The organism is Pseudomonas sp. ASL7 (assembly GCF_056680375.1).
Genome location: NZ_CM155279.1, coordinates 4389984 through 4409526 on the forward strand (window position 1 = coordinate 4389984; position 19543 = coordinate 4409526).

Sequence of the window (19543 nt, forward strand, 5' to 3'; positions counted from 1 at the left end):
CCAGTTACCGCTCTAGTCAAAACTCGCAAGCGCCCCCGGGCGCTTCACACTTTATCCACAGTCTGCACCTTGGCGGCCGGCAAGGTGAAACCAGACACCGAACGCCGCAGCTGGCTGGCCATTTTCGCCAGGTTGCCGATGCTCTCGGCGGTGGCGGTGGAACCGGACGAGGTCTGCGAGGTGATCTGCTGGATCACGTTCATCGTCAGGGAAATCTGCCCGGCCGAAGAGGTCTGCTGCTGGGCGGCGTTGGAGATACTCTGGATCAGCGCTGCCAGTGTCTTCGATACGCCTTCGATTTCTTCCAGGGCCACACCGGCATCCTGCGCCAGACGCGCGCCGCGCACCACTTCGGTGGTGGTCTGCTCCATGGAAATCACCGCTTCATTGGTGTCGGTCTGAATCGCCCGCACCAGGGTTTCGATCTGCCGAGTGGCGGCGGACGAGCGCTCGGCCAAGCGCTGGACTTCATCGGCCACCACCGCAAAACCACGCCCGGCGTCACCGGCCATCGAGGCCTGGATCGCCGCGTTGAGCGCGAGGATGTTGGTTTGATCGGCAATGTCATCGATCAGGCTGACAATGTCGCCGATTTCCTGAGAAGACTCGCCCAGACGCTTGATGCGCTTGGCAGTGTCCTGAATCTGCTCGCGGATGTTATCCATGCCGTGGATGGTGTTGTGCACCACCTCATTGCCTTTGTTGGCGATTTCCACCGAGCGTTCGGCCACCGCTGAGGATTCAGCGGCGTTGGCCGAGACCTGGTCAATGGACTGGGCCATGTCATTGATCGCAGTGGAGGCTTCGCTGATCTGTTGGGCCTGATGTTCCGAGGCCTGCGCCAAGTGCATGGCGGTGGCCTGGGTTTCCTGCACGGCAGCCGCGACCTGGCCGGCGGTGAGGTTGATGGTCGCCACCAGATCGCGCAATTGGTCCACGGAATAGTTGATTGAATCGGCGATGGTCCCGGTGAAGTCTTCGGTCACCGAGGCGGTCACGGTCAGGTCGCCATCCGCCAGGTCTTCGATTTCGTCGAGCAGGCGCATGATCGCGTTCTGGTTACGCTCGTTTTTCTCGGCGGTTTCGCGCAGCTGTCGGTTGGTTTCCCGAACCATCACCAGACCGATGAGGATGATCGACATCAGTGCGAGCAAGCCCAGCACGTAGCCGCCAATGGTGTCGGTCTTGCGCCCGCCAGCGAGGTTTTCGAAACCGGTGGCCAGGTGCGAGGCTTCGTCGAGCAGGGTTTGCGACAGGGTGAAAATGTTGCTGGCCGATTCACGGACTTTGAACAGCTCCGGCGAGGTTTCGAGGATTTCATCCACCGAGCCGGAAACGAATTGGAACATCTCGGCAATATCAGTCAAACGGGCGCGAGCATCGCGGTCTTCGACCTGGCTGATTTTCAGTGTCGGATTGCCCTGGAGCATGCCATTGAGCACCTGGCCGAAACGCGCGGCATCTCGACCAAACGCATCGGCGGCCTGTTGCGAGTTTTCGTCGCCGGACAACACGGTGTTCACCGCCCCCAGGATGCGCTCGGCCAACAGCGACTGACGCTGGGCCATCGCGACCTGGGCGGCCGGTGCACCGCGTTGCAGGAGGATTTCGACGACCTTTTCGTACTCAACCTGCAACTGCGGCACGGTTTCGGCCAGGGTCGCGGCGACTTGATGCAGTGACAAAACAGTCTGTTCGCTGGAGAGGATGGCGTCGGTATTTTTCAGCAGGCGTTCCCAGTCCAGCTGAACGGCGCGCATTTCCGGGTGCACGGTGGATGGCGCGGGGGGCAGGCCGGTGGTGGGGTCGCCCTTCTTCAGGTAACCCCAGCGCTGGGCGAAGTCATTTCGCGCCTCGCTCAGCAACTTGAACGCCGCCGCCTTGCCGGCGGCGGCTTCGGTGGCGTTTTTGGCAATGCGCTGGGACAGCACGCGCAACTCGCCGGCGTGACCGATGTACTGTTTGTCGTACGTGGCCTGGGTGTTGAGGTAAGCGAAGTTGGCAAACAGCAGCATGATGAAGACGATCAGCGCGATGAACAGCACGATGATCTGGGACCGGCTGCGCGACCCTTCTGGATTGCCTGTATTTGCTTTTATCATCGGTCCTCGCCTGAGCAGCTGAATTCTCTATCGCCGCCAATCTACCGGCGCTACGCGATCCCCTTGTAGCAGCTGGCGAAGCCTGCGTCCGGCTGCGAAGCAGCCGTAAACCCTGACGTCGCGTTACATCTGAAACACCGCGCTACTCTAATTGCGAGGGCTTCGCCCTCGAACGCAGCCTTCGGCAGCTGCTACATAAGGCAATGCGTCCGCGTTTACAGCGCTGCATTCATAAAGCTCTGCGATTGCGCCAACGCAAACGGGCTGAACACCTGCCAGGTCTGCTCGCACTGAAACCGGCCTTTGATGAACGGTGCAATCGGGTCGCTCAAGGTCTCTGTCGGTAAAAGGCTGTCCTGCGCAAAGTGCTGGAGGCCGAAGACTTCATCGACCATCAACCCCGCAAACACGTCTTGATGCTCCACCACCAACACCCGGCGCTGCTTGCGCAGTGTCGAGAGCTCATGCCCGAAGAATGCGCATAAATCCATGATCGGCAGCAACCGTCCGCGCAAATTGGCCACACCTTTGACCCAGGGTTTTACCCCCGGCAACTGCGTGCACCGCGGCTCGTGCAACACTTCGCTGACTTCGCCCATCGGCGCGACGTACCAGTGCTCGCCCAAACGAAAGCCGATGCCGCTCCAGCTATCCTGCCGGGTCGCCTGGGACGGCAAATCCGCCGCCAGCAGACGGCAGCGTCGATCGATCTGCAGCAGCAGTTCGAAGGCAGTCAGCGACTCGGTCATGGCCGGATGATCAACCGGCCAGCACGTTGTTCAGGGTTTTGATCAGGGTTTCTTCATCGACCGGCTTGGTCAGGTAGTCCCTGGCGCCCTGGCGCGTGCCCCAGACCTTGTCGGTTTCCTGATCCTTGGTGGTGATGATGATCACCGGGATGTGCCCGGTTTCCGGGTCTTTGGTCAGCTGACGGGTCGCCTGGAAACCATTGAGGCCGGGCATGACGATGTCCATCAGCACCGCATCGGGTTTTTCCTGGCGTGCCAGTGCCACGCCGTCGGCGCCGTTTTCGGCTTTCAACACTTCATGGCCGTGCTTTTCGAGCATGCCGGTCAGTTTGTACATTTCAGTCGGCGAATCATCGACGATCAGGATACGTGCCATGGTCTTCCCCATTCTTGTCGACGCCGGGCCCGCTGGCCGAGCGTCACTGTGCGTGTCCTACTGCGGCAAAACGGCGGCGAAGCCCGGTACATGGGCCTGGATCGCGTTCAGCAGCTCTTCCTTGCTGAAAGGCTTGGTTAAAAACTGATCGGAGCCGACGATGCGCCCCTTGGCCTTGTCGAACAGCCCGTCCTTGGACGACAGCATAATCACTGGCGTGGACTTGAACGCACTGTTGTTCTTGATTAAAGCGCAGGTCTGATAGCCATCCAGACGCGGCATCATGATGTCGACAAAGATAATGCCAGGGTGACTGTCGGCAATCTTGGCCAGGGCATCGAAACCGTCGATGGCTGTGATGACCTCACACCCCACACTCTTCAACAGCGTTTCGGCGGTGCGGCGAATCGTCTTCGAATCGTCGATCACCATGACCTTCAAGGCGCTGGAATGCTGTTCCATAGTGGCTCTACCGTCGCCTTTGCGAATCAATTTGTCCGTTTTCCGGTTACCGGGGGCTCGAAACCCTTGATGCTCAAGGGCCAGCACGGCATGGCAGCCTTTTTAGCACAGTCTCCAAATCCAATCTATCAGCCGACCTTTACGTGGGTTTTTCCTTGACCGGGAACACACTCAGCGCCACTCTGACGCCACTTTTATACGGTCCTTTTGGACTGATCCTTTGTAGGAGCGAGCCTGCTCGCGATGATCGTTAACGATGACGCGTGCTGGCTGGATAGTCGCGGTGTTCCGACGTTTATCGCGAGCAAGCTCGCTCCTACAGAAGATCGACATTTGCCCCCAAATTTCGAGGAAAAACCCATGAGCGTTCGCGTCGGGATTGTCATGGATCCTATTGCCGGCATTTCCTATAAAAAGGATAGCTCGCTGGCCATGTTGCTGGCCGCACAGAAGCGCGGTTGGGAACTGTTCTATATGGAACAGAGCGACTTGTACCAGGCTGAAGGCGAAGCACGGGCGCGGATGCGACCGTTGAAAGTTTTTGCCAACCCGCAGAAATGGTTCGAACTGGAAGCCGAGACTGACGCACTGCTGAGCGATCTGGACGTGATCCTGATGCGCAAGGATCCACCGTTCGACATGGAATTCGTCTACTCCACTTACCTGTTGGAGCAGGCCGAGCGCGCTGGCGTGCTGGTGGTGAACAAGCCGCAGAGCCTGCGTGACTGCAACGAGAAGCTGTTCGCCACGCTGTTCCCGCAGTGCACGCCGCCGACCATCGTCAGCCGCCGCCCGGACGTCCTGCGTGAATTCGCCGATCACCACGGCGACGTGATCCTCAAGCCACTTGACGGCATGGGCGGCTCATCGATCTTCCGCCACACCGCCGGCCACCCGAACCTGTCGGTGATCCTCGAAACCCTGACCTTGCATGGCAAGCAGCAGATCATGATCCAGGGTTATCTGCCCGCTATAGTCGATGGCGACAAACGCATCCTGATGATCGACGGCGAGCCGGTGGACTACTGCCTGGCGCGGATTCCTGCCGCTGGCGAAACCCGTGGCAACCTTGCGGCCGGTGGTCGTGGCGAAGCCCGCCCGCTGACCGACAAGGATCGCTGGATCGCCGCGCAAGTCGGTCCGACCCTGCGCGAGAAGGGCCTGCTGTTCGTGGGGCTGGACGTCATTGGCGAGCACCTGACGGAAATCAACGTCACCAGCCCGACGTGCATCCGCGAGATTGATAACGCGTTCGGCACCGACATTGGTGGCCTGCTGATGGATGCCATCGATCAGAAGCTCAAGGCTCGTTGAGATAGAACACCCAAGATGAAACCGACATTGCGTTATCATGCGCGGCCTGTGAAAAACGCGATGTTGGTTTTCTTGTCATGACACTTCCGTCCGATCTGCCCGTTGAACTCGCCCATCGTGGCGTGCGCCCGGCTGATCGCCTCGGTTTTACCCTGTTTCTCGCGGCGTTGATTCACCTGGCCTTGCTGTTGGGCATCGGCTTTACGATGGTTGAACCCAAGCAAATCAGCAAAACCCTGGAAATCACCCTCGCCACCTTCAAAAGCGAAAAAAAGCCTGCGAAAGCAGACTTCCTGGCGCAGGAAAATCAGGAAGGCAGCGGCACCCTGGATAAAAAGGCGCTCCCCAAGACGACCGAAGTCGCGCCCTTCCAGGACAACAAGGTACAGAAAGTCACGCCACCGCCGGCCGCCAAGCCTGAAGTGCAGGTAGCACCGCCCAAGGCCGCCGTGACCACCGTGGCGCCGAAGCCGAAAAAAGCCCCCGCCAAAAACCAGGAACTCAAGACTGAAACCAAACCCGCAGTGGCGGCGCCGACGTTCGACAGCTCGCAGCTGTCCAGCGACATCGCCAGCCTGGAAGCGGAACTGGCCAACGAACAACAACTGTACGCCAAGCGCCCGCGCATCCATCGCCTGAGCGCGGCATCGACCATGCGCGACAAGGGCGCCTGGTACAAGGATGATTGGCGCAAGAAGGTTGAGCGGATCGGTAATCTCAATTACCCCGATGAAGCACGGCGCCAGCAGATCTACGGCAATTTGCGCCTGATGGTCTCGATCAACAGCGACGGTTCTCTCTATGAAGTGTTGGTACTGGAATCCTCCGGCCAGCCGTTGTTAGATGAGGCCGCCCAGCGCATCGTGCGCCTGGCCGCGCCGTTTGCACCGTTTACCGGCGACCTGTCGGACGTCGACCGACTGGAAATCATCCGGACCTGGAAATTTGCGCGCGGGGATAAACTCTTCAGCAACTAATCCACCGAAAAACCCTTGTAGGAGCGAGCTTGCTCGCGATGGTCGTCAACGATAACGCTGCAAGCCTGACACCCCGCGGTGTTCTCAGGTTCATCGCGAGCAAGCTCGCTCCTACAGATTTGCGGCATTTCCTGCACATCCCCAGCTTGTCAGTTCGCCCCTCCAACGCCACACTAGCGCTCATGAAGAACGTCAGCCCCAGCTACCTCAAGCATCACTTCCTGATCGCCATGCCTCACATGGTCGACCCGAACTTTGCGCACACCTTGACCTACATCGTCGAGCACACGGCCAATGGTGCCATGGGGCTGGTGGTCAACCGTGCGCAAGACCTCAATCTGGCCGACATCCTCGAGCAATTACGCCCCGACGTCGAAACCCCCATGCTCTGCCAGCATGTGCCGATCTTCATCGGCGGCCCGGTGCAGACTGATCGCGGTTTTGTCCTGCACCCTTCCGGTCAGCACTATCAGGCGACCGTTGATCTGGAAGGCGAACTGTCGCTATCGACCTCCCAGGATGTGCTGTTCGCCATCGCCGACGGCGTGGGTCCGGCGAAAAGCCTGATTGTCCTTGGCTACGCCGGTTGGGAAGCCGGGCAGCTCGAAGCCGAACTGGCCGACAACGCCTGGCTGACCTGCCCGTTCGACGCCGACATCCTGTTCAACACCAGCAGCGAACTGCGCCTGGAAGCGGCGGCCAAACACCTGGGCATCAATCTAAGCCTGCTCACCAGCCAGGCGGGGCACGCCTGATGGCCCTGCGGCTGATTCTGGGATTCGATTACGGCACCAAACAGATTGGCGTCGCGGTCGGCCAGGTGATTACCGGCCAGGCCCGAGAGCTGTGCACGCTGAAAGCACAAAACGGCATTCCGGACTGGAACCAGGTCGAAGCCCTCATTAAAGAGTGGAAACCCGATGCCGTGGTCGTCGGCCTGCCATTGAACATGGACGGCACGCCCAGCGACATGTGCCTGCGGGCCGAAAAGTTCGCCCGCCGCCTGAACGGCCGCTACAACTTGCCCTTCTATACCCACGATGAACGCCTGACGACTTTCGAGGCCAAGGGCGAACGCCGCGATCGTGGCGGGCAAAAGGGCAGCTACCGCGACAACCCGGTCGACGCCATCGCCGCCGCCCTGCTGCTGCAAGGCTGGCTCGACGAAAACACCGCACTGTTCGTATCCTGAAGAGCCGTCATCACGTCTCTCTTAGCTACAACCCGAGCCAAACGCAGTAAGACCCGGCTCGGGCCCAAGAAGGAGCAACCATGAGCCTGCCCAATCCCGTTGAACTGATCGGCCAGATGGCAATCCGGCTTGACGCCTATCTGGCCAAACGAGGCATCAGCGAACCGCGCTACATCGGTATCCGTACCGGCGGCGTCTGGGTCGCCCAGGCGTTGCTCGATGAACTGGGCAGCGACTCGCCCCTGGGGACACTGGACGTTTCCTTCTACCGCGACGATTTCAGCCAGAACGGCCTGCACCCGCAAGTCCGCCCGTCTGCCCTGCCGTTCGAGATCGAAGGCCAGCACCTGGTGCTGATCGACGACGTGCTGATGAGCGGCCGGACCATCCGCGCGGCCATGAACGAACTCTTCGACTACGGTCGCCCGGCCAGCGTGACGCTGGTCTGCCTGCTGGACCTGGACGCCGGTGAACTGCCGATCCGCCCGGATGTGGTCGGTGCAACCTTGTCCCTCGCCGCCCACGAGCGCGTGAAGTTGTCCGGCCCGGAACTTGCGCTCGAACTGCAAGACCTCGCCCTTTAATTCGCCCTATTGAGAGTCCCCTTCGCGATGACGCCTCTAGAAACCAAGCGCCCGCTGCAGCTCAATGATCAGGGCCAGCTGCGCCACTTCCTCTCGCTCGACGGCTTGCGCCGCGAGTTGCTGACGGAAATCCTCGATACCGCCGACTCGTTCCTCGAAGTCGGCGCCCGGGCGGTGAAGAAAGTCCCGTTGCTGCGCGGCAAGACCGTGTGCAACGTGTTCTTCGAGAACTCCACCCGCACCCGCACCACCTTCGAACTGGCCGCTCAGCGGCTGTCGGCCGACGTGATCACTCTGAACGTGTCCACGTCGTCGGCGAGCAAGGGCGAAACCCTGCTCGATACCCTGCGCAACCTCGAAGCGATGGCCGCCGACATGTTCGTCGTGCGCCACGGTGATTCTGGCGCCGCGCACTTCATCGCCGAGCATGTGTGCCCGCAAGTGGCGATCATCAACGGCGGCGACGGCCGTCACGCCCACCCGACTCAAGGCATGCTCGACATGCTCACCATCCGCCGGCACAAGGGCGGCTTCGAAAACCTCTCGGTCGCCATCGTCGGTGACATCCTGCACTCGCGGGTCGCACGCTCGAACATGCTGGCGCTGAAAACCCTCGGTTGCCCGGACATCCGCGTGATCGCGCCGAAAACCCTGTTGCCGATCGGTATCGAGCAATACGGCGTGAAGGTCTACACCGACATGACCGAAGGCCTGAAAGACGTCGATGTGGTGATCATGCTGCGCCTGCAACGCGAACGCATGACCGGCGGCCTGCTGCCGAGCGAGGGCGAGTTCTACCGCCTGTTCGGCCTGACCACCGCGCGTCTGGCCGGGGCCAAACCGGATTGCATCGTCATGCACCCGGGGCCGATCAACCGTGGGGTGGAAATTGAGTCGGCGGTGGCCGACGGTCCGCACTCGGTGATTCTCAACCAAGTAACCTACGGCATCGCTATTCGTATGGCCGTGCTGTCCATGGCCATGAGCGGGCAGACTGCCCAGCGCCAATTCGAGCAGGAGAACGCCCAGTGAAGCTCAGCATCCTCGGCGCCCGCGTCATCGATCCAGCCACCGGCCTGGATAAAGTTACCGACATTCATATTGAAGCCTGCAAGATCGTCGCCCTGGGTGCTGCGCCGGCCGGTTTTGTGCCCGTCGACACCCTCGACGCCCAGGGCCTCGTTGCCGCCCCTGGCCTGGTTGACCTGAACGTCGCCCTGCGCGAACCGGGTTACAGCCGCAAAGGCTCAATCGTCAGCGAAACCCGCGCCGCTGCGGCCGGCGGTGTCACCAGCCTGTGCTGCCCGCCGAAAACCAAACCGGTGCTGGACACCTCGGCCGTGGCCGAACTGATCCTCGACCGCGCCCGCGAGGCCGGCAACACTAAGGTTTTCCCGATTGGTGCCCTGAGCAAAGGCCTGGACGGCGAACAGCTGGCCGAACTGGTCGCGTTGCGCGATGCCGGCTGCGTGGCCTTCGGCAACGGCCTGGAGAGCTTCCGCAACACCCGTACGCTGTGCCGGGCGCTGGAATACGCGGCGACGTTCGACCTGACGGTGATTTTCAACTCTCAGGACCACGATCTGGCCGAGGGTGGTCTGGCGCATGAAGGCCCGACCGCCAGTTTCCTCGGTTTGCCGGGCATTCCGGAAACCGCTGAGACCGTGGCCCTGGCCCGGGATTTGTTGCTGGTCGAGCAAAGTGGCGTGCGCGCGCATTTCAGCCAGCTCACCAGCGCTCGTGGCGTGGCCCTGATCGCTCAGGCTCAGGCGCGCGGGCTGCCGGTGACCGCCGATGTGGCGCTGTATCAGCTGATCCTGACCGACGAAGCACTGATCGACTTCAACAGCCTGTATCACGTGCAGCCACCGCTGCGCACCCGCGCCGACCGCGATGGCCTGCGTGAGGCGGTGAAGTCGGGCGTGGTTTCAGCGATCTCCAGCCATCACCAACCGCACGAGCGTGATGCCAAACTGGCGCCGTTCGGGGCGACCGAGCCGGGTATCAGCAGCGTTGAGTTGTTGCTGCCGCTGGCCATGACCTTGGTGGAGGATGGTTTGCTGGATCTGCCGACGCTGCTGGCGCGGCTGAGCACCGGACCTGCAGAAGCGTTGCGCCTGCCGGCCGGCAAGTTGGCCGTCGGTGGCCCGGCGGACATCGTGCTGTTCGACCCCGCGGCTTCGACCGTGGCGGGTGAAACCTGGCTGTCCAAGGGCGAGAACTGCCCGTTCATTGGGCATAGCCTGCCGGGACTGGTGCGTTACACCCTGGTGGATGGGCGGATTAGCCACCAGGCATAAAACCGCGCTGCCTGCATTCGCGAGCAGGCTCGCTCCCACAGTAGATTTGTGGTGTTCCACAAATTTATGGCTATACGCCGACCTTGTGGGAGCGAGCCTGCTCGCGAAGACTTACTGGAAGGTGCCTCTGTTCTGCGCATTGCGAATCGACACCTGGTCATTCAGCGTCCAGAAGTCATACAGCACGCCCACAAAGAACAACCCGCCCGTCAGCAGGTACAGCAACCCGCTGATCCATTTCCCCTGATACATCCGGTGTACGCCGAACACCCCAAGAAACGTCAGTAGAATCCACGCCACGTTGTACTCGATAGGCCCGGCGGTAAAACGCAGGTCCGCTTCACGGTCCATGGCTGGAATCAGAAACACGTCGATCAGCCAGCCAATGCCCAGCAAACCGAAGGTGAAAAACCAGATCGTCCCGGTCACCGGCTTGCCGTAATAAAAGCGGTGAGCCCCGGTGAAACCGAAAATCCACAGCAGGTAACCGATCACTTTGCTGTGCGTATCTTGATGCGGGCCGGCCTGTTGATAGGTGTTCATGAAGGACCTCGTTTCACGCGATAGATAAATATTCTTGAATTCTTTGTGACTTTTTTACAGGTTGCCGACGTGTGGCACATGTTACGTTGTCGTCCGTCAAAGCCTTATAGCACGTGACTTCTGTCCGACAATTGCGTCCATTTTCCGCTTGTTTGGTTCCGTTGACCCTCAGGTTGAATCGACCAACGGCCTCGGAAGGGACAAAAAAGCTGTTATAAAGTTGCGCGCTAACCCATACGAGCCCTGCCTAATGCGTCCATTTTTCAAGACATGGCTAACCATTTGCCTTTTGATGCCACTGGCCGCCCACGCCACCAATCGTGAGCAACGTCTTCCTAACGTTAATGGTCACACCCCAAAATCCCATGTTTCTGCTCCTTCAAGCAAAAACAAACACAGTGCAAAACATTCGACTCACCTGGCCAAAGCCGACAGCAAACATGTACCGCCGATGGCGGCCAAGGAAAGCAGCAACGTGTTGAGCCGCGCAGTAAACGTCCTCGGTACTCCATACCGTTGGGGCGGCAGCAGCCCAAGTAAAGGGTTCGATTGCAGCGGTCTGGTGAAATACGCGTTTAACGACGCTACCTTTGACCTGCCGCGCACGTCGAACGCGATGGCCAGTGGTCATGGCCAGAAAGTCGATCGCAAAGATCTGAAACCAGGCGATCTGATTTTCTTCAACATCAAGAGCCGTCGGGTCAACCACGTTGCCATTTACCTGGGCAACGACCGCTTCATCCACGCACCGCGTCGTGGCAAGTCGGTGAGCATCGACACCCTGAAGAAACCGTACTGGGAAGACCACTACGTGGTTGCCAAGCGGGTTCTGCCAAAAGAACCAGGCCAGATGCGCGTCGTTCAGCGCTGATTTGAAATCCCGGATCTGATCCGGGATTTTTTTGATCTTGATGGCCCCATCGCGAGCAAGCTCGCTCCCACAGGATTGATGCAGTCCATGTGGGAGCGAGCTTGCTCGCGATGGCGTTTCTGGACCGATCAAAAGTTATCTGGCGACCGCGCCCTCTCCCGCGCATGATCGCGACTGACCAAGCCCTTGGCCACCAATTCCTTCAAGCACATATCCAGCGTCTGCATCCCCAGGTTCCCACCGGTCTGAATCGCTGAGTACATCTGCGCCACCTTGTCCTCACGGATCAGGTTACGGATCGCCGACGTGCCCAGCATGACTTCGTGGGCCGCGATCCGCCCACCGCCAATTTTCTTGACCAGTGTCTGCGACACCACCGCCAGCAACGACTCCGACAGCATTGAACGCACCATCGACTTTTCGTCCCCCGGGAACACATCCACCACCCGGTCGATGGTTTTCGCCGCTGACGTGGTGTGCAGCGTGCCAAACACCAGGTGGCCGGTCTCGGCGGCGGTCAGCGCCAGGCGAATGGTCTCCAGATCGCGCATTTCCCCCACCAGGATCACATCCGGATCTTCGCGCAGGGCCGAGCGCAGGGCCGTAGCGAAACTGCGGGTATCACGATGGACTTCACGCTGGTTAATCAGGCATTTGCGCGATTCATGGACGAATTCAATCGGGTCTTCGATAGTGAGAATGTGATGGTGACGGTGGTTGTTCAGGTAATCGATCATCGCCGCCAGGGTGGTGGACTTGCCGGAACCGGTCGGCCCCGTGACCAGCACCAGACCACGAGGGGCATCGGTAATTTTGCGAAACACTTCCCCCATGCCCAGGTCATCCATGCTCAGGACCTTGGACGCAATGGTCCGGAACACCGCGCCGGCACCGCGATTCTGGTTGAAGGCGTTAACCCGAAAGCGTGCTACGCCGGGCACGTCAAAGGAAAAGTCGGTTTCCAGGTGCTTCTCAAAGTCCACACGCTGGGTGTCGTTCATGATGTCGTAGATGAGCGCCTGAACCTGTTTGTGGTCCAGGGCCGGCAGGTTGATGCGCCGCACGTCACCATCGACTCGAATCATCGGTGGCAGGCCGGCAGACAGGTGCAAGTCAGACGCCCCCTGTTTAGCGCTGAAGGCCAGCAGCTCAGTGATATCCATAGCACTCCTCAATTCCAGTAGAATGCCGCCAACCTTCAGACTGGCGGCGCCTCTTGATGTCCACGATAGCAGACAACATTCTCCAGGTTAGTTCGCGTATCCAGGCAGCGACCCAAGCTGCTCACCGCGACGAGCACAGCGTCCAGTTGCTGGCTGTGAGCAAGACCAAACCTGCCGAGGCCCTGCGTGAAGCCCACGCCGCAGGGCTGCGCGATTTTGGCGAGAACTACCTGCAGGAAGCCCTGAGCAAACAGCTTGAATTGGCCGACCTGCCCTTGATCTGGCACTTCATCGGCCCCATTCAGTCGAACAAGACTCGCGCTATCGCCGAGCACTTCGACTGGGTGCATTCCGTGGATCGTTTGAAAATCGCACAACGGTTGTCCGAACAACGCCCTGCCGATAGGCCGCCATTGAACATCTGCATCCAGGTCAACGTCAGCGGTGAAGCCAGTAAATCCGGCTGTACCCCGGCCGACCTGCCGGCCCTGGCCAACGCCATCAGCGAATTGCCGCGCATCAAATTGCGCGGGTTGATGGCAATCCCCGAGCCGACTGAAGATCGCGCCGCCCAGGACGCTGCTTTTGCGGCCGTGCAGACTCTGCAAGCCAGCCTCAATCTACCGCTCGACACGCTTTCCATGGGCATGAGCCACGACCTTGAGTCGGCCATCGCCATGGGCGCCACCTGGGTCCGTATCGGTACGGCCCTGTTTGGTGCCCGCGACTACGGTCAGCCTTGATCCATGACCGACTCTTCTATTTATAAGGACCTGACATGAGCAAGACTCGTATTGCCTTTATCGGTGCCGGCAACATGGCCGCCAGCCTCATCGGCGGTTTGCGCGCCAAAGGTCTGGACGCCGCGCAGATCCGTGCCAGCGATCCGGGTGCTGAAACCCGCGCCAAAGTGAAAGCTGAACACGGTATCGACGTATTCGCCGACAACGCCGAAGCCATCCAGGACGCTGACGTCGTCGTGCTTGCCGTCAAACCCCAGGCGATGAAAGCCGTCTGCGAAGCGATTCGCCCGAGCCTCAAACCGAATCAACTGGTGGTGTCCATTGCCGCAGGCATCACCTGCGCCAGCATGAACAACTGGCTCGGCGCCCATCCCATTGTTCGTTGCATGCCCAATACCCCTGCGTTGCTGCGTCAGGGCGTGAGTGGTTTGTTCGCTACCGCAGAGGTGAACGCCGATCAACGCCAACAAGCGCAAGAGCTGCTGTCGGCCGTCGGCACCGCGTTGTGGCTGGCCGAAGAGCAACAACTGGACGCGGTAACGGCCGTCTCCGGCTCGGGCCCGGCGTACTTCTTCCTGCTGATCGAAGCCATGACCGCCGCCGGCGTGAAGCTCGGCCTGCCGGCAGAAATCGCCGCACAACTGACCCTGCAAACAGCACTGGGCGCCGCCCACATGGCGGTGGCCAGTGACGTCGACGCCGCCGAACTGCGCCGCCGCGTAACGTCACCGGCGGGCACCACGGAAGCGGCGATCAAGTCGTTCCAGGCCGGTGGCTTCGAAGCCCTGGTAGAAAAAGCACTCGGCGCCGCTGCGCATCGTTCGGCCGAGATGGCTGAGCAACTCGGTCGCTAACCCGCTCTCACAAAGGAATCAATAATGCTCGGACTCAATGACGCTGCCATTTTCGTGATTCAAACCCTGGGCAGCCTGTACCTGCTGATCGTGTTGCTGCGCTTCATCCTGCAACTGGTTCGGGCAAACTTCTACAACCCGCTCTGCCAGTTCGCCGTAAAAGCCACTCAACCTCTGCTCAAGCCACTGCGCCGGGTCATCCCGAGCATGTTCGGGCTGGACATGTCATCGCTGGTACTGGCGCTGATCGTGCAGATGGCGCTGTACGCGGTCATCCTGCTGCTCAGCGGCTACAAGGTCGACGTATTGTTCCTGGCGCCGTGGGCGCTGATCGGCATCTTCTCGCTGTTTTTGAAGGTGCTGTTCTACGCGATGATCATCAGTGTGATTCTGTCCTGGGTTGCCCCGGGCAGCCGCAGCCCGGCCGCAGAGCTGGTCACACAGATCACTGAACCGGTACTCGCACCGTTCCGCCGAATCATTCCGAACCTGGGCGGCCTCGATATTTCGCCGATCTTCGCGTTTATTGCGCTGCAGCTGCTGCAAAGCTGGCTGATACCGCGCGTTGCGTACTACGCCCTGATGCCGAGGGAGCTGTTCGGGCTGATCTGAGTTGCCTTGCCCGACAGGCTTACCGCGTCATCGTTCATCGCGAGCAAGCTCGCTCCCACAGGGGGAACGCAATCTACTGTGGGAGCGAGCTTGCTCGCGATGAATGCACCTAGGTCTAACTGAATGAAATCAGCTCGGGCCTTTGCTTGCTGCTAAAGGCACTGGTCTTTAGACTTACGCCTCATTTCAACGAGAGCAGGGTCGATGCCAACTGCCTTTCCCGCCGATTCTGTTGGTCTGGTGACGCCGCAAATGGCGCACTTCAGCGAACCCCTGGCCCTGGCCTGCGGCCGTTCGCTTCCAGCCTATGACCTGATTTACGAGACCTACGGTACGCTGAACGCCACGGCGAGCAACGCCGTGCTGATCTGCCACGCCTTGTCCGGTCACCATCACGCTGCCGGCTTCCACAGCCCCGACGACCGCAAACCCGGTTGGTGGGACAGCTGCATCGGCCCCGGCAAACCGATCGACACCCGCAAGTTCTTCGTGGTGAGCCTGAACAACCTCGGTGGTTGCAACGGCTCTACCGGCCCAAGCAGCACCAATCCGGAAACCGGCAAGCCATTCGGCGCCGATTTCCCGGTGCTGACCGTGGAAGACTGGGTCCACAGCCAGGCGCGTCTGGCGGATCGACTCGGCATCAGCCAGTGGGCCGCCGTGATTGGTGGCAGTCTCGGCGGCATGCAGGCGATGCAGTGGAGCATCACCTACCCGGATCGCATTCGCCACTGCCTGGCCATCGCTTCGGCACCCAAGCTGTCGGCGCAGAACATTGCCTTCAACGAAGTGGCACGCCAGGCGATCCTCACCGACCCCGAATTCCACGGCGGTTCGTTCCAGGAAGCTGGCGTGATCCCCAAGCGCGGTTTGATGCTGGCGCGGATGGTCGGGCACATCACCTACCTGTCCGATGACTCGATGGGCGAAAAATTCGGCCGTGGACTCAAAAGCGAAAAGCTCAACTACGACTTCCACAGCGTCGAGTTCCAGGTCGAAAGCTACCTGCGTTATCAGGGCGAAGAGTTCTCCGGACGTTTCGATGCCAACACCTACCTGCTGATGACCAAGGCGCTGGACTACTTCGACCCGGCGGCAAACTTCGACGACGACCTGGCAAAAACCTTCGCCAATGCCCAGGCCAGGTTCTGCGTGATGTCCTTCACCACCGACTGGCGCTTCTCCCCTGCCCGCTCGCGGGAGCTGGTGGACGCGCTGATGGCGGCCAAGAAAGACGTTTGCTACCTCGAGATCGATGCTCCGCAAGGCCACGACGCCTTCCTGATTCCGATCCCGCGCTACTTGCAGGCGTTCAGTCACTACATGAACCGTATTACGTTGTGAGAAAGCCATGAGAGCTGATCTGGAAATCATCCAGGAATGGATCCCCGCCGGCAGCCGCGTGCTCGACCTCGGCTGCGGTGATGGCGAGTTACTGGCCTGGCTGCGCGACAACAAGCAAGTCACGGGCTATGGCCTGGAAAACGACCCGGACAATATTGCCGAGTGCGTGGCCAAGGGCGTCAACGTCATTGAGCAGGACCTGGACAAGGGCCTGGGCAACTTTGCCAGCAACAGCTTCGACATCGTGGTCATGACCCAGGCGCTGCAAGCGGTGCACTACCCGGACAAGATCCTCGACGAAATGCTGCGCGTCGGTCGCCAGTGCATCATCACCTTCCCCAACTTCGGTCACTGGCGCTGCCGCTGGTACCTGGCGAGCAAGGGCCGGATGCCGGTGTCCGATTTTCTGCCGTACACCTGGTACAACACGCCGAACATCCACTTCTGTACCTTCGGCGACTTTGAAGAACTGTGTCGCGAACGTGAAGCCAAGGTCATTGATCGGCTTGCAGTAGATCAACAGCACCGCCACGGGTGGGCCAGCAAGCTATGGCCTAATCTATTAGGTGAAATCGGTATTTACCGCGTCAGCAGCCCAGGGCTGCAGGACCACAAGGTCGCGGTCTGAACCACGACACTCCGAGGAGAACGATCATGGGTCGTCTAGCGCTGTTTTTACTTACTGCCTGCCTGAGCGTCACCGCCATGGCCGCCGACGCCATCAAGGGCGATCGCCAGGAGACCTTTGGCGATGTGACGGTGCACTACAACACCTTCAACTCCACCTACCTGACACCCGACATCGCCAAAGCGGCGAAACTGATCCGCAGCAAGAACCAGGGCGTGATCAATATTTCGGTGATCAAGGACGGCAAGCCACAGTCGGCGCAAGTGAGCGGTTCGGTCAAAGACCTGACCAGCCAGAGCTTACCGCTGAATTTCGAACAGATCACCGAACAAGGCGCGATCTACTACATCGCGCAATACCCGGTGGATCAGCAGGAAATCCGTACCTTCGATATCAAGGTGCAGAACGGCGACAAAATCAACACCATCAATTTCAACCAAGAGCTCTTCCCCGGCGAATGATCAATTTCACGCAACTCGTACTGGCCAGCCACAACGCCGGCAAACTCAAGGAACTCCAGGCCATGCTCGGCGAATCGGTGCAACTGCGCTCGATCGGCGAGTTCAGCAGCGTCGAGCCTGAAGAAACCGGCCTGTCATTCGTCGAGAACGCCATCCTCAAGGCCCGAAATGCCGCGCGCATTTCCGGCCTGCCGGCATTGGCCGACGATTCCGGGCTGGCCGTGGACTTCCTGGGCGGTGCCCCAGGGATCTACTCGGCTCGTTACGCGGACGGCAAAGGCGATGCGGCCAACAACGCCAAACTGCTGGATGTCTTGAAGGATGTACCGCAAGCCGAGCGCGGCGCGCAGTTCGTCTGCGTGCTGGCGCTGGTACGGCATGCCGACGATCCGCTGCCGATCCTGTGTGAAGGTTTGTGGCACGGGCGTATCTTGCCCGCGGCCAGCGGCGAGCATGGTTTCGGCTACGATCCGCTGTTCTGGGTGCCGGAGCGCGATTGCTCCAGCGCCGAGCTCAGCCCCAGCGACAAGAACCTCATCAGCCACCGCGCCCGTGCAATGGATCTGCTGCGCCAGCGTCTGGGCTTGAAATGACCCGTGAATCGTCCGCGTCACCGCTGATCTTCGGCGGTGCCGCACAATCGCCTCGGGCCGCGCTCCCTGTGCTGCCGCCCTTGGCGCTGTACATCCACATCCCGTGGTGTGTGCGCAAATGCCCTTATTGCGACTTCAACTCCCATACCGCCAGCCCGGTGCTGCCGGAACAGGAATACGTCGACGCATTGCTGGCCGACCTCGATCAGGACCTGCACGCGGTTTATGGCCGCGAGCTGAGTTCGATCTTCTTTGGCGGTGGAACGCCGAGCCTATTCAGCGCCGAAGCCTTGGGGCGTTTGCTCAAAGGCGTCGAGCAACGCATTGCGTTTGCCAGCGACATCGAAATCACCCTGGAAGCCAATCCGGGAACCTTCGAGCAGGAGAAATTCCTTGCCTACCGCGCGCTGGGCATCAATCGCCTGTCGATCGGCATCCAGAGTTTTCAGGAAGAGAAACTCAAGGCGTTGGGGCGAATTCACAACGGTGACGAAGCAGTGCGTGCCGCCGGCATGGCGCGTCAGGCCGGGTTTGATAACTTCAACCTGGACTTGATGCACGGTTTGCCCGATCAATCGCTCGACGATGCGCTGAGCGACCTGCGCCAGGCCATCGCCCTGAAGCCGACGCACCTGTCCTGGTACCAACTGACGCTTGAACCCAATACGGTGTTCTGGAACCAGCCGCCAACGCTGCCGGAAGACGACACGCTGTGGGACATTCAGGAAGCCGGCCAGGCGTTGCTCGCCGAACACGGTTACGCCCAATATGAAGTCTCGGCCTATGCCCAGCCCGGCCGTCCGGCGCGGCATAACCTCAATTACTGGAGCTTCGGCGACTTCATCGGTATCGGCGCCGGTGCCCACGGCAAGCTCAGTCATCCAGACGGGCGGATTGTGCGCACCTGGAAGACCCGCTTGCCGAAGGACTATCTGAACCCGGCCAAAAGCTTCAAGGCTGGCGAGAAAGCGCTGACCAATGAAGAGCTGCCGTTCGAGTTCCTGATGAATGCGTTACGCCTGACCGAAGGCGTCGAATCGCGACTGTATCCGGAGCGCACCGGGCTGCCCCTGGAAAGCCTCGCCGAAGGCCGCCTCGACGCCGAACAAAGTGGCTTGTTGCAGGTCGAACCGTCACGTCTGGCGGCCACCGAACGCGGACAACTGTTTCTCAATGATTTGCTGCAAAAATTTCTGAGCTGATTTCAGCCTTAAGGGAAAACGAATGGACTTGATACTTGACCTGCTCGCCACTGTGTCCCGCTGGAGCCGCAGCAACCTGTCGGAAATCTCTCTGGCGCTGGTAGGTTGCCTACTGGTGCTGTTCGGCGCGGACATCAAAGGCTGGGTCGACCAACGCCTGGGCAGCATCGCCGGCGCCTTGCGCGTCCCGCTGATGGCCTTGGTGTGCATGGTCGGCAGCGGCTTGGCGCTGATCTACGCCACGCCGTGGATCATCAAAGGCCTGAGCCAGTTCAACAACTACAGCCTGGCGCCGGTGTTGTTGGTGGTGCTGGTGCTGATCGGCGTAGTAGCCGACCGCCGCTGATTCCGCACACACCACAAAACAACTGTGGGAGCGAGCCTGCTCGCGATGATCGTTAACGAAAACGCGGGGCATCTGGAGCCCCGCGTTGTTCTCTGGTTTTTCGCGAGCAGGCTCGCTCCCACAGGGT

At 60.2% G+C, this 19543-nt stretch carries 23 protein-coding genes; 17 read left to right on the forward strand and 6 right to left on the reverse strand.

Features of this window, described 5'->3' with window-relative positions; genetic code table 11:
- Positions 1-44: 44 nt before the first annotated feature.
- The 4 genes from AC1MDT_RS20295 to pilG all read right to left on the reverse strand — a co-directional run bounded on the left by AC1MDT_RS20295 (position 45) and on the right by pilG (position 3689).
- The gene (locus tag AC1MDT_RS20295; RefSeq protein ID WP_480418668.1) at positions 45-2102 is read right to left on the reverse strand and encodes a methyl-accepting chemotaxis protein; all 2058 of its coding nucleotides are present in this window, start codon (positions 2100-2102) and stop codon (positions 45-47) included.
- Between the two features lie 215 nt (positions 2103-2317).
- Positions 2318-2851 (reverse strand): chemotaxis protein CheW, encoded by a 534-nt coding sequence (locus AC1MDT_RS20300; RefSeq protein WP_480418669.1) that lies wholly within the window; start codon positions 2849-2851, stop codon positions 2318-2320.
- Positions 2852-2861: 10 nt separating this feature from the next.
- Entirely contained in the window at positions 2862-3227 is a 366-nt protein-coding gene (gene pilH, locus AC1MDT_RS20305) for a twitching motility response regulator PilH (protein ID WP_071552979.1), read from the reverse strand.
- Between the two features lie 57 nt (positions 3228-3284).
- Positions 3285-3689, reverse strand: coding sequence for a twitching motility response regulator PilG (pilG, locus tag AC1MDT_RS20310; RefSeq protein WP_480418670.1), 405 nt, complete (start codon positions 3687-3689; stop codon positions 3285-3287).
- A 360-nt stretch (positions 3690-4049) separates the two neighbouring features.
- Between pilG and gshB the strand changes: the two genes are divergently transcribed.
- The 7 genes from gshB to AC1MDT_RS20345 all read left to right on the forward strand — a co-directional run bounded on the left by gshB (position 4050) and on the right by AC1MDT_RS20345 (position 10056).
- Entirely contained in the window at positions 4050-5003 is a 954-nt protein-coding gene (gene gshB / locus AC1MDT_RS20315) for a glutathione synthase (RefSeq protein ID WP_480418671.1), read from the forward strand.
- A gap of 77 nt (positions 5004-5080) precedes the next feature.
- Positions 5081-5980 carry an energy transducer TonB gene (locus AC1MDT_RS20320; RefSeq protein ID WP_480418672.1) on the forward strand — a complete coding sequence of 300 codons (900 nt, stop codon included), beginning with the start codon at positions 5081-5083 and terminating at the stop codon, positions 5978-5980.
- 182 nt (positions 5981-6162) lie between these two features.
- Complete coding sequence (locus AC1MDT_RS20325) at positions 6163-6735, forward strand: YqgE/AlgH family protein (RefSeq protein ID WP_480418673.1); 573 nt, start codon at positions 6163-6165, stop codon at positions 6733-6735.
- Positions 6735-7172, forward strand: a complete 438-nt coding sequence (gene ruvX, locus AC1MDT_RS20330) for a Holliday junction resolvase RuvX (RefSeq protein ID WP_480418674.1) — start codon at positions 6735-6737, stop codon at positions 7170-7172. The genes AC1MDT_RS20325 and ruvX overlap by 1 nt, the downstream gene beginning before the upstream one ends.
- Before the next feature lie 80 nt (positions 7173-7252).
- Positions 7253-7756, forward strand: coding sequence for a bifunctional pyr operon transcriptional regulator/uracil phosphoribosyltransferase PyrR (gene pyrR, locus AC1MDT_RS20335; protein ID WP_480418675.1), 504 nt, complete (start codon positions 7253-7255; stop codon positions 7754-7756).
- Positions 7757-7783: 27 nt separating this feature from the next.
- Positions 7784-8788, forward strand: a complete 1005-nt coding sequence (locus AC1MDT_RS20340) for an aspartate carbamoyltransferase catalytic subunit (RefSeq protein ID WP_007897943.1) — start codon at positions 7784-7786, stop codon at positions 8786-8788.
- Entirely contained in the window at positions 8785-10056 is a 1272-nt protein-coding gene (locus tag AC1MDT_RS20345) for a dihydroorotase (RefSeq protein WP_480418676.1), read from the forward strand. Before AC1MDT_RS20340 ends, AC1MDT_RS20345 begins: the two co-directional genes overlap by 4 nt.
- 111 nt (positions 10057-10167) lie before the next feature.
- Here the strand turns inward: AC1MDT_RS20345 and AC1MDT_RS20350 are convergent, their stop codons facing one another.
- Positions 10168-10599: an NINE protein gene (locus AC1MDT_RS20350; protein WP_480418677.1), complete on the reverse strand. Its 432-nt coding sequence runs from the start codon at positions 10597-10599 to the stop codon at positions 10168-10170.
- Between the two features lie 250 nt (positions 10600-10849).
- On the opposite strand from AC1MDT_RS20350, the gene AC1MDT_RS20355 reads away from it, so the two are divergent.
- Positions 10850-11470, forward strand: coding sequence for a C40 family peptidase (locus AC1MDT_RS20355; protein ID WP_480418678.1), 621 nt, complete (start codon positions 10850-10852; stop codon positions 11468-11470).
- A 128-nt stretch (positions 11471-11598) separates the two neighbouring features.
- Here the strand turns inward: AC1MDT_RS20355 and AC1MDT_RS20360 are convergent, their stop codons facing one another.
- Positions 11599-12633 (reverse strand): type IV pilus twitching motility protein PilT, encoded by a 1035-nt coding sequence (locus AC1MDT_RS20360; protein WP_480418679.1) that lies wholly within the window; start codon positions 12631-12633, stop codon positions 11599-11601.
- Between the two features lie 56 nt (positions 12634-12689).
- Between AC1MDT_RS20360 and AC1MDT_RS20365 the strand changes: the two genes are divergently transcribed.
- From AC1MDT_RS20365 to AC1MDT_RS20405, 9 genes are all read left to right on the forward strand, one after another.
- The gene (locus tag AC1MDT_RS20365) at positions 12690-13376 is read left to right on the forward strand and encodes a YggS family pyridoxal phosphate-dependent enzyme (RefSeq protein WP_480418680.1); all 687 of its coding nucleotides are present in this window, start codon (positions 12690-12692) and stop codon (positions 13374-13376) included.
- A gap of 35 nt (positions 13377-13411) precedes the next feature.
- On the forward strand, positions 13412-14230 hold the full coding sequence (gene proC, locus AC1MDT_RS20370; protein ID WP_480418681.1) for a pyrroline-5-carboxylate reductase: 819 nt from the start codon (positions 13412-13414) through the stop codon (positions 14228-14230).
- Between the two features lie 24 nt (positions 14231-14254).
- Complete coding sequence (locus AC1MDT_RS20375) at positions 14255-14842, forward strand: YggT family protein (protein WP_480418682.1); 588 nt, start codon at positions 14255-14257, stop codon at positions 14840-14842.
- A 204-nt stretch (positions 14843-15046) separates the two neighbouring features.
- On the forward strand, positions 15047-16186 hold the full coding sequence (gene metX, locus AC1MDT_RS20380) for a homoserine O-succinyltransferase MetX (RefSeq protein WP_480418683.1): 1140 nt from the start codon (positions 15047-15049) through the stop codon (positions 16184-16186).
- A 7-nt stretch (positions 16187-16193) separates the two neighbouring features.
- The gene (metW, locus tag AC1MDT_RS20385; RefSeq protein WP_480418684.1) at positions 16194-16814 is read left to right on the forward strand and encodes a methionine biosynthesis protein MetW; all 621 of its coding nucleotides are present in this window, start codon (positions 16194-16196) and stop codon (positions 16812-16814) included.
- A gap of 26 nt (positions 16815-16840) precedes the next feature.
- Complete coding sequence (locus AC1MDT_RS20390) at positions 16841-17275, forward strand: DUF4426 domain-containing protein (RefSeq protein WP_480418685.1); 435 nt, start codon at positions 16841-16843, stop codon at positions 17273-17275.
- Positions 17272-17868, forward strand: a complete 597-nt coding sequence (gene rdgB, locus AC1MDT_RS20395) for an RdgB/HAM1 family non-canonical purine NTP pyrophosphatase (protein ID WP_480418686.1) — start codon at positions 17272-17274, stop codon at positions 17866-17868. The genes AC1MDT_RS20390 and rdgB overlap by 4 nt, the downstream gene beginning before the upstream one ends.
- The gene (hemW, locus tag AC1MDT_RS20400; protein WP_480418687.1) at positions 17865-19070 is read left to right on the forward strand and encodes a radical SAM family heme chaperone HemW; all 1206 of its coding nucleotides are present in this window, start codon (positions 17865-17867) and stop codon (positions 19068-19070) included. The genes rdgB and hemW overlap by 4 nt, the downstream gene beginning before the upstream one ends.
- A gap of 22 nt (positions 19071-19092) precedes the next feature.
- The gene (locus tag AC1MDT_RS20405) at positions 19093-19416 is read left to right on the forward strand and encodes a DUF3392 domain-containing protein (protein WP_017341283.1); all 324 of its coding nucleotides are present in this window, start codon (positions 19093-19095) and stop codon (positions 19414-19416) included.
- Positions 19417-19543 lie beyond the last annotated feature (127 nt).

Coding starts and splice junctions, on each gene's coding strand:
- pilG (WP_480418670.1), bottom strand. CDS start 3,689: ATGGAACAGCATTCCAGCGCCTTGAAGGTCATGGTGATCGACGATTCG.
- AC1MDT_RS20350 (WP_480418677.1), bottom strand. CDS start 10,599: ATGAACACCTATCAACAGGCCGGCCCGCATCAAGATACGCACAGCAAA.
- AC1MDT_RS20325 (WP_480418673.1), top strand. CDS start 6,163: ATGAAGAACGTCAGCCCCAGCTACCTCAAGCATCACTTCCTGATCGCC.
- gshB (WP_480418671.1), top strand. CDS start 4,050: ATGAGCGTTCGCGTCGGGATTGTCATGGATCCTATTGCCGGCATTTCC.
- metW (WP_480418684.1), top strand. CDS start 16,194: ATGAGAGCTGATCTGGAAATCATCCAGGAATGGATCCCCGCCGGCAGC.
- proC (WP_480418681.1), top strand. CDS start 13,412: ATGAGCAAGACTCGTATTGCCTTTATCGGTGCCGGCAACATGGCCGCC.
- AC1MDT_RS20375 (WP_480418682.1), top strand. CDS start 14,255: ATGCTCGGACTCAATGACGCTGCCATTTTCGTGATTCAAACCCTGGGC.
- hemW (WP_480418687.1), top strand. CDS start 17,865: ATGACCCGTGAATCGTCCGCGTCACCGCTGATCTTCGGCGGTGCCGCA.
- metX (WP_480418683.1), top strand. CDS start 15,047: ATGCCAACTGCCTTTCCCGCCGATTCTGTTGGTCTGGTGACGCCGCAA.
- AC1MDT_RS20360 (WP_480418679.1), bottom strand. CDS start 12,633: ATGGATATCACTGAGCTGCTGGCCTTCAGCGCTAAACAGGGGGCGTCT.
- AC1MDT_RS20355 (WP_480418678.1), top strand. CDS start 10,850: ATGCGTCCATTTTTCAAGACATGGCTAACCATTTGCCTTTTGATGCCA.
- AC1MDT_RS20320 (WP_480418672.1), top strand. CDS start 5,081: ATGACACTTCCGTCCGATCTGCCCGTTGAACTCGCCCATCGTGGCGTG.
- AC1MDT_RS20340 (WP_007897943.1), top strand. CDS start 7,784: ATGACGCCTCTAGAAACCAAGCGCCCGCTGCAGCTCAATGATCAGGGC.
- AC1MDT_RS20405 (WP_017341283.1), top strand. CDS start 19,093: ATGGACTTGATACTTGACCTGCTCGCCACTGTGTCCCGCTGGAGCCGC.
- ruvX (WP_480418674.1), top strand. CDS start 6,735: ATGGCCCTGCGGCTGATTCTGGGATTCGATTACGGCACCAAACAGATT.
- AC1MDT_RS20300 (WP_480418669.1), bottom strand. CDS start 2,851: ATGACCGAGTCGCTGACTGCCTTCGAACTGCTGCTGCAGATCGATCGA.
- AC1MDT_RS20390 (WP_480418685.1), top strand. CDS start 16,841: ATGGGTCGTCTAGCGCTGTTTTTACTTACTGCCTGCCTGAGCGTCACC.
- AC1MDT_RS20365 (WP_480418680.1), top strand. CDS start 12,690: ATGTCCACGATAGCAGACAACATTCTCCAGGTTAGTTCGCGTATCCAG.
- pyrR (WP_480418675.1), top strand. CDS start 7,253: ATGAGCCTGCCCAATCCCGTTGAACTGATCGGCCAGATGGCAATCCGG.
- pilH (WP_071552979.1), bottom strand. CDS start 3,227: ATGGCACGTATCCTGATCGTCGATGATTCGCCGACTGAAATGTACAAA.
- AC1MDT_RS20295 (WP_480418668.1), bottom strand. CDS start 2,102: ATGATAAAAGCAAATACAGGCAATCCAGAAGGGTCGCGCAGCCGGTCC.
- rdgB (WP_480418686.1), top strand. CDS start 17,272: ATGATCAATTTCACGCAACTCGTACTGGCCAGCCACAACGCCGGCAAA.